At 43.0% G+C, this 8,409-nt stretch carries 9 protein-coding genes; 2 read left to right on the top strand and 7 right to left on the bottom strand.

What is annotated here, in order from left to right:
* Window positions 1-880: PolC-type DNA polymerase III N-terminal domain-containing protein (locus Q0191_RS00695; protein ID WP_297662902.1), on the bottom strand; the 880-nt coding region annotated here is incomplete at its 3' end.
* Between the two features lie 167 nt (window positions 881-1,047).
* Here Q0191_RS00695 and Q0191_RS00690 point away from each other — a divergent pair.
* Together Q0191_RS00690 and Q0191_RS00685 are read left to right on the top strand one after the other, a co-directional pair.
* Entirely contained in the window at window positions 1,048-1,590 is a 543-nt protein-coding gene (locus tag Q0191_RS00690; RefSeq protein WP_297662900.1) for a DUF1307 domain-containing protein, read from the top strand.
* A gap of 150 nt (window positions 1,591-1,740) precedes the next feature.
* Window positions 1,741-2,208: a hypothetical protein gene (locus Q0191_RS00685; RefSeq protein WP_297662898.1), complete on the top strand. Its 468-nt coding sequence runs from the start codon at window positions 1,741-1,743 to the stop codon at window positions 2,206-2,208.
* A gap of 100 nt (window positions 2,209-2,308) precedes the next feature.
* Here the strand turns inward: Q0191_RS00685 and Q0191_RS00680 are convergent, their stop codons facing one another.
* The 6 genes from Q0191_RS00680 to yajC all read right to left on the bottom strand — a co-directional run bounded on the left by Q0191_RS00680 (window position 2,309) and on the right by yajC (window position 8,276).
* A complete protein-coding gene (locus Q0191_RS00680; RefSeq protein ID WP_297662896.1) occupies window positions 2,309-2,692 on the bottom strand; it encodes a PH domain-containing protein in 384 nt (127 codons plus the stop codon).
* Window positions 2,693-2,932: 240 nt separating this feature from the next.
* Window positions 2,933-4,783, bottom strand: a complete 1,851-nt coding sequence (locus tag Q0191_RS00675; protein WP_297662895.1) for a proline--tRNA ligase — start codon at window positions 4,781-4,783, stop codon at window positions 2,933-2,935.
* Window positions 4,784-4,828: 45 nt separating this feature from the next.
* On the bottom strand, window positions 4,829-6,085 hold the full coding sequence (rseP, locus tag Q0191_RS00670; protein ID WP_297662894.1) for an RIP metalloprotease RseP: 1,257 nt from the start codon (window positions 6,083-6,085) through the stop codon (window positions 4,829-4,831).
* Between the two features lie 69 nt (window positions 6,086-6,154).
* Window positions 6,155-6,958, bottom strand: coding sequence for a phosphatidate cytidylyltransferase (locus Q0191_RS00665; protein ID WP_297662893.1), 804 nt, complete (start codon window positions 6,956-6,958; stop codon window positions 6,155-6,157).
* Window positions 6,959-6,973: 15 nt separating this feature from the next.
* Window positions 6,974-7,723, bottom strand: coding sequence for an isoprenyl transferase (locus Q0191_RS00660; RefSeq protein ID WP_297662891.1), 750 nt, complete (start codon window positions 7,721-7,723; stop codon window positions 6,974-6,976).
* A gap of 217 nt (window positions 7,724-7,940) precedes the next feature.
* The gene (gene yajC, locus Q0191_RS00655) at window positions 7,941-8,276 is read right to left on the bottom strand and encodes a preprotein translocase subunit YajC (protein WP_005591861.1); all 336 of its coding nucleotides are present in this window, start codon (window positions 8,274-8,276) and stop codon (window positions 7,941-7,943) included.
* Window positions 8,277-8,409 lie beyond the last annotated feature (133 nt).

Genomic DNA, 8,409 nt, shown 5'->3' with positions numbered 1-8,409 from the left:
CTTTCTTAATCATGTCAAACTTCTTGGCTTCTTCTTCGTTTTTCATCCATTTCTGTAAGGAAAAGCTGGAAGTATAGTCTGTCATTTTGAAGTTGAGCAAGACCCGTCCGGTCCGAGTGACCTTCTGCTCTAAGTCAAAGACCATTCCCTCGAAGACCAGACGATTTTCCTCAGTCTGAACTTCAATCATAGGAGTAATCTCTGCCTTATCTAAGTTTGGCTTTGCTGCAGCCTTGCGGGCTTGGAAGTCAGAGGCTGGCTTTTCCTCTGGCGGCGGTGCCATCTGCTGGAGAGATTCCATGGCTTTGAGCGCATCTTCATTGGCCGCCTGAATAATCTTGTCATTCTCCGCTTGGAAATTCTCCGCTTGCTGCTGGGTCAGCTCATCGCTATGATGAACCTGACAGGTCAGATGAGGAAAGCCGTACTTGACCAGCTGCCGGCTAAGATTTGGCAGATGATTCTTGCGAAAATGCTCCGTGTCAATGGTCGAAGCCCCCTCAATCAGCAACTTATCCCCATCCAAATGAACCTGCAAATCCTGATACAGACTCTTAAAGCCATGGCTGGCACAAGGTCCCTCTTCAAAGGCCAGCTGGTAATAAGCTTGCAAGAGCTCATCTGATAGCTGAGAATTCTGACAGTGAATTTCAAAAATGGCCTGATTGCCCGTCTTAGAAAACTCCTGAGCTAGGCGCTTCTGCAATTCCCGAAAAATTTCAATGGGCAGAATATTCGCAAAAGAAAAATGAAACTCCCAGACCCGACTGACCTTGTGGACCAGAACCTTCTCAATTTCTGCATTCAAAAAGGCCTCTGAATTTCGCATTTCCAGTGGCATATCCAGCTGATTCATTAAAATTTCAAACTTGTTTGACATGACATTTCCTCGTACAGTAGTGACCCTATTTTACCATAAATCAGCACTTTTTTCGATAGAAAAAGAGCGGAGTAAAGTTGTTGATGCCTATATATTTATATATTTTCTTGTCTTAAAACTAAGTTATGATATAATAGAAAAAACATTTATCAAAAGGAGTCTTAACTGTGAAGAAAATTTTACTAGCCAGCATCTGTCTGCTGACTTTGACTGGCTGCAGCATGCCTAAGCAAACTAAGCACGAAAACAAACCCAACCAAAGTCAGAGCCAAAGCAAGCCAAAAAAAGAAGAGAAAGTAAAAACCAAGACTTTTGCTTACAACATGCCTAACGGATACAATAATAAAATTGTTACTTATTATCAAAAAGATAAGATTCGAGCCTTCGATTTTATGGCTACGAAACCGACTCAAGAGGACGAGCAAGGTAAGAGTCCTGAAGAAATCATCAACATTTATCAAGAAGAATTAAAAGCTGGTGACATTTATGATAAATTCAGCAAGTTAGATGGAGTCACACTTGAAATCAAAGTTTCAGAGGACAAGAAAACCGTTGCACAAGTTGCCCACTTTGATCTCAGCAAAGCAAAAGAAAAACAAGTCATGGCTGCTTTAGGGGAAACAACTAAAGATAACCTATTCAAAAAGCTTAAGGAAAAGCCCGAAGATTTCTTTGCTTTTCTGCTATCTCAAGGATTCACAGAAGAATGAAATCTTTTCTGACTTATTTTTTACTTTAGAAACTATCCTGTCTTGCTAGCCAACTCCTTAGTTCGCCAGCAAGAAAAAACTTAGAAAATATTTTTTAGAGCAAGCTATTGGCATTCACTTCTCCAATAGCATGATTTTCAAGGAGTTTTTATGCGCTTAACTAAAAAAACTGTTCTTATTGGTATCGCCTCTCTTCTTATTTTAGGCTTAGCTGCATGGGGAGTAAATGTATTTCTCGTTATGCACAACGCTCAGCAAAGTTTTGATAAAAATTTTATTCACTTTCAAGCTAAAAGTGATGACAACGAAACTTTTATTACTCAAGGCATCGAAAAAAAAGAAGCTTATAATTTATCCTACTCTCCTGCTAAAAAGACCATTGAAATAAGCAAATCGACTAAAAATGGAGATATCTATTCTTCCGATTCCATTTACGGAGCAGTAAAAGTCTATGATATAAAACAAAACGCTAATCGCTATGTCTTTTTAACAGCTGCAAAACCAATAATCGTTGACTTTGGAATAACTTCAGTCAAGGTAACTTATGACGGAGGTCATTTTGAAACTCCATACTCTGAGCTGCATTTTGGTGAAACTTTCCCTAGTGAAGACAACTAGATAGGAAGTATTCCAGATCGTCAAACTTTATTTATGAACTAACCGAGTTAATAAGCTATGGTTAGTTTTTGTTTGCAAAAAAAGCGGTTAAAACCGCTTTTTATCTTAATACTGCTTCTGCCAAAGCCTTCTGAATAGCAATGACACTTTTATCACTTCGAAAAGTTAGAGTTTCGGCTGGTTCCTCAGCACTGGAAACCCAGATTTTCAGCTCTGCGTCTAGGTCAAAGTGGCCAGCCGTTTCCACTGAAAAGCGAGAAATGGAGCGATAAGGATAAGACTTATAAGCCGTTTTCTTACCTGTCACTCCCTGCTTGTCCACCAAAATCAAACGCTTATCTGTAAAGACAATCAAGTCACGAATAAGACTGAAAGCCAGCTCCACATTTTCTGCTGGCGTCAGAATATTCTCCAACTCTTTTTCAACCTTGTCAATATCTTTCTGAGAAGCATTGCCCAACAAACCACTGAATAATCCCATCATTCATTCCTCCAATCTATTTTTTCCTACTATAGCATTTTCAAAGCCAATAAGCAAAAGAAAGAGAGTGGGACAGAAATCGGTAATTCGTTAGAATTCGATTTCGTCGTCCCACCTCCGCACAGTTGAGTAGGGCTGTAAAAGCTGATGAAATCAGCGTAGTAGAGCCCACTCAACCACTGCGTCTTGCTCGACAATCCAAAGACAATTGAGAGGCTAGGACTTTTGTCCCAGCCTCTGCTTTTATTTTGTCAAAATCGACAGGGTTTCTAGCAAATTATCAGCGTGGACTTCAATGGTATCGCCAGTAGCTTTGATCTTGACTTCGATGATGCCTTCTGCAGCTTTCTTACCAACTGTCACACGGATTGGGAGACCAATCAAATCGCTGTCGCTGAACTTAACACCAGCACGCTCATTGCGGTCATCCACCAAGACTTCATAACCAGCACTTAGCAAGTTAGCCTCGATTTGATCAGTCAGAGCCAGAGCTTCCTCGTCCTTGACATTGACCGGAATCAAGTGCACATCAAATGGTGCCAGCTCTTTCGGGAAGTTGATGCCCCAAGCATAGCGGAATTCACCCTTAGGAGTTTTATTGACAAAGAGGCGAGCGTGTTGCTCCATAACAGCAGAGAGGAGACGACTGACACCGATACCGTAGCAACCCATAATCATCGGTACTGCTCGACCATTTTCATCCAAGACATTGGCATTCATGCTGTCAGAGTAGCGAGTTCCCAACTTAAAGATATGTCCAATCTCAATCCCACGGGCAAACTTGAGGATACCTTGACCGTCCGGAGACACTTCACCTTCACGAACTTCGCGGATATCCACATACTCAGGGCTAAAGTCACGGCCTGGATTGACACCAGTCAGGTGGTAACCATCTTCGTTAGCGCCAACCACAGCGTTAGCTAGGTCTTGCACCTTGCGGTCAGCGATGATTCTTACACCTTCAGGCAGATTGACTGGGCCTAGTGAGCCAAATCCTGCGCCCAAGAACTGACGGACTTGATCTTCACTCGCCACATCAAAGAAATCTGCACCCAAGTGGTTTTTCAGCTTGACTTCGTTGAGCTGGTCATTGCCGACAAGGAGGGCTACGACAGGCTTTTCATCAGCCATGTAAACCAAGGTCTTGATTGTTTCTTCTGTATCAATTTGTAGGAAAGCTGCTACCTCATCAATGGTCTTGCAGTCAGGAGTTTCTACCTGCACCAACTCTGCTTCCGTCACTACCTTTTTGTTTGGTTTGTAAGCATTGGTTGCCATTTCAAGGTTCGCTGCATAGCTAGATTCGCTAGAGTAGGCAATCGTGTCCTCACCAGACACCATCCATTTGAGCAATTCTGACTTGATTTCTTCTTGCACCTCTGCAGGAATTTCATCAAATGAGGCAACTGACTTGTCCAAAACAACCCAACGGTCAAGATCTGTACGGGCAGGCGTAATAGCCATAAATTCCTGACTATCCTTACCGCCCATGGCACCACCGTCACCGATAATTGCTTTGAAATCCAGCTCGCTGCGAGTGAAGATTTTCTCATAAGCAGATTTGTACTCATCATAAGTTACATCCAAACTGTCATAGTTAGCGTGGAAGCTATAGCCGTCTTTCATGATAAATTCACGGGTACGAAGAAGTCCATTACGTGGACGTTTTTCATCACGGTACTTAGGCTGGATTTGATAAAGGTTGAGCGGTAATTGCTTGTAAGATTTAACAGAGTCACGGACAATGGAAGTGAAGGTCTCTTCGTGTGTAGGACCTAGGATAAAGTCTGATTTTTCGCGATTTTTCAGCTTGTAGAGATCTTCACCGTAGGTCTCGTAACGACCTGACTCGCGCCACAAATCCGCACTGAGCAGGGCTGGCGCCAGCATTTCAACCGCCCCAATCTTATCAAACTCTTCCCGCATGATTTTTTTAGCTTTTTCAATGACACGATTAGCCAGTGGCAGATAAGAGTAAACTCCCGCAGAAACTTGGCGAACATAGCCAGCCCGCAACATAAGGGCATAGCTGATAACCTGAGCATCGCTTGGCATTTCGCGCAGCGTTGGGATTAGCATTTTACTTTGTTTCATAAAAACAAAACTCCTTCATAGAATATTTTTCAATCTTTTAAAATGTTAGAAGAACAATTTCATAATATCATTCCAAGTCACAGCGATCATAAGGACAACCATGACAGCCACCCCTGCGAGGGTAACATAGCTTTCTGTTTCCCGTTTCAAGGGTTTACGACGGATAGCCTCAAGGATATTGAGGACAATTTTTCCTCCGTCCAAGGCTGGAATCGGAATTAGATTAAAGATTCCGATATTAATAGACAGCATGGCCATCAAGGATAGGATAGCTGGAAGTCCTAGCTCCGCAGCTTGCGAACTAGCTTTGTAGATCGCTACCGGACCACCCAACTTGTTCAAACTAAAGTGGAAGATGATATCCTTCAAGGCCGTCAAAATACGAGTTGCTGTGTACCAGGTATCTGTCACACCTGAGAAAAGCTTATCTACGAAGCCTGTCTTGACAGCATTGGTCACACCGATATAATACCGTCCCCCATCTTCTTCTGGTTGAACCGTCACTTTTTGAGTTTTCCCGTCTCGTTCATAGGTAATCGTTACTTCTGGATTTTTTCCTTTGTTACGGGTCGCCTTCTGGACAGAATCTGTCAACTCATCCCAGTTGGAGACCTTGTATTCATTGATTTGAACGATCTGGTCATTGTCTTTCAAACCAGCCTTAGCCACCACTCCTTGGGGAACGACTTGAACATGGTTGCTATAGTAGTCCACTGCACCTCCCTGCATAAAGGCAAGGAGAGAGTACACGACAATACTTAAGATAAAGTTGTTCATCGGACCAGCAAAGTTGGTAATGAGACGTCCCCAGATACTAGCGTTTTGATACTGCACATCCAGAGGAGCAATCCGTACTTCTGTTCCGTCCTCCTCAACAATAGTCGCATCATGATCGACAGAATAAGTCTTGCTTTCATCTAAGACTAGCCCTGTAATCTCCAGTTTTTCTTCAAAATCAAAACTGGTCACATTCATAGGCAGAGCCGTCTGATCGATTTTCTTGCCAGACAGATTGATGCGGACGACTTTTCCCTCTTCATTCAGAGTTAGACTTGCTGGCGTACCTGTTTTGATTTCTGTCGAATCCTCGCCCCAGCCAGCCATGCGGACATATCCACCTAGCGGCAGAATCCGAATCGTGTAGGCTGTTCCATCCTTGCCAATATGAGCAAAGATTTTCGGCCCCATCCCAATGGCAAACTCACGAACTAGAATGCCTGATTTTTTGGCAAAGTAGAAATGTCCAAACTCATGAACCACCACGATGATCCCAAAAATAATAATAAATGTAATAATCTGCATAAGTCTAATCTTTCTCTTAAGATGTTCATTAAGCCAAGAGGGCTTTAGGCTGCTTGTCCTCCAAACTTCTTAGAACAAGCCGAAGAAGTGCATCAGTGGAAAGACAAAAAGCAAGCTATCAAAGCGATCCAAAACGCCGCCGTGACCAGGAATAAACTTCCCTGAGTCTTTGACACCAAAGTGACGCTTGATGGCGCTCTCTACCAAGTCGCCGAATTGGCCAGCAATACTAAAGACAACTGTCAAGAGCAGCATGGTCACAAAGCTATACGGAGTGGCAACTTGCGGACGAATAAACATAAAAATTGCAGAAACCAGCATGGCTGATAGAATTCCTCCAATACTGCCTTCAATGGTTTTATTTGGCGACACCTTAGGCAATAATTTTCTCCGCCCGTAGCGAGTACCGACCAGATAGGCTCCACTGTCTGTGGCCCAGACGATAAAGAGGGCCAGCAAAACCTTGTCTACATTCACCAAACGGGCATCGATCAAAGCATTAAAACCTAGACCAACATAAAAACTAGAAGCAATCGGATAAGCCGCATCTTCAAAGCTATAAGAGGATCCTAAAACAGTCGCTCCTAGCAAGACGAAAACGACCAAGCCATAAGCCATCACATTGCCGTCCACAGGTAAAAATTTCAGGTAGTTCTCAAGTGGCAGGGTTAAGACAAAAGCTGCCAGCATAGCCAATCCACCCTCTAAGGTAGCTGTCGGAAGCCCCTTCATCTTGAGCAATTCATGTACTGCCAGCATGGCTAGAAGGCCAACGCTGATCTGGAAGGGAATCCCTCCCATCTTCACTAAAGGAATAAAAATAGCTAGAGCAATTCCTCCAAAAAGAAGACGTCTTTGTAAATCTAAACTCATCTTTTTCATCCTCCTTTATACACCGCCAAAGCGTCGATTGCGACGATTATATTCTACAACCGCATCCTTCAAAGCCTTCTCATCGAAATCCGGCCAAAGGATATCTGTAAAATACAACTCGCTATATGCTGTCTGCCAAGGCAGAAAATTGCTAAGGCGCAGCTCGCCACTTGTACGAATGACCAAGTCAGGATCCCGTAAACCTACAGGCAGACTGCTGGTGTAGAGATAAGCTCCAAGCATTTCCTCTGTAATATCCGCTGGTTGGACTTTCGCATCTAAAACATCTTGGGCAAGCTTCTGAACCGCTTGATTGATTTCAGCTCGGCCGCCGTAGTTCAGGGCGAAATTCAAAATCAACCCCGTATTCAAGCGAGTCAGCTCTTCAGCCTTCTCCAAGGCCTCAAAAGTAGCTTTAGGAAGTCGCTTCGTGTCGCCAATCATTTGAATTTTCACATTGTTTCTGTGCAATTCTGGCACATAGCGGTCATAAAACTCAACCGGCAAATTCATAATGAAGGACACTTCTTTTTCTGGTCGCGTCCAGTTTTCCGTTGAAAAGGCATAGACTGTCAAGACCTGCACACCCATCTCCTTAGCTGCAATCGTCACTTCTTGCAAGGCTTCCATACCTGCCTTATGTCCAAAGACGCGCGGCTGCATACGTTTTTTAGCCCAACGACCATTGCCATCCATGATAATGCCTATATGCTTGGGAACAAGCAAGGCCTCATCGAGCTTTTCTTTTTTCTTAAAACTAAACATATTTTTTATCCTATTTAAAGTTTTATCATTTCATTATATCATAAATCCTTTAAATGTGGGCAGGAGAGCTGATTTTTCGTCTATCAGAGCTGATGATGAATAGCTGGTAGTGTATGCAGGCAGGTCTCGCTAGTATTGTTCAACTATAATATTATAAAAGATGCGCTTACAAAATGTCCTTAAAACAAAAAAGACAGCCTCTCGACTGTCCTATATCCTATTCTTCAATTGCAGTATCTTCATCAGACACAGCGATATCGCCTTCCACTCCTGCGGCAGCTGGGATACCTTCTGTCAATGGCAAAACAGTCTTAATGGCTGCCAATTCAAATGTCAAGAAAACACCGTCTACGTCCAAGACAACTGTCTTACGCTCTGAATCAACTTCATCAACGGTCCCGTAAAGACCACCAATAGTAATGACTTCATAGCCTTTTTGCAGTTTATTAAGGCTTTCCATCCGTTTTTCAGCTTGCTTTTTCTGTGTCCGTACTTGGAAATACATCATTCCCACTAGTACAACGAAAAAAATAATCATCATTGTTGGATTCATTGCTCTTCTCCTTTGGAATTCATCTACTAATTACTATAGCAGATTTTGGCCCGTTTGACAAGGCAGGAAAATGATTTCCAAAAGAGAGTGGGACAGAAATCGGTAATTCGTTAGAATTCGATTTCGTCGTCCC

Source organism: uncultured Streptococcus sp. (genome assembly GCF_938036805.1).
GTDB lineage: Bacteria > Bacillota > Bacilli > Lactobacillales > Streptococcaceae > Streptococcus.
The sequence above is the reverse complement of the archived record's forward strand: the minus strand, read 5'-3'. Positions and strand labels throughout refer to the sequence as shown.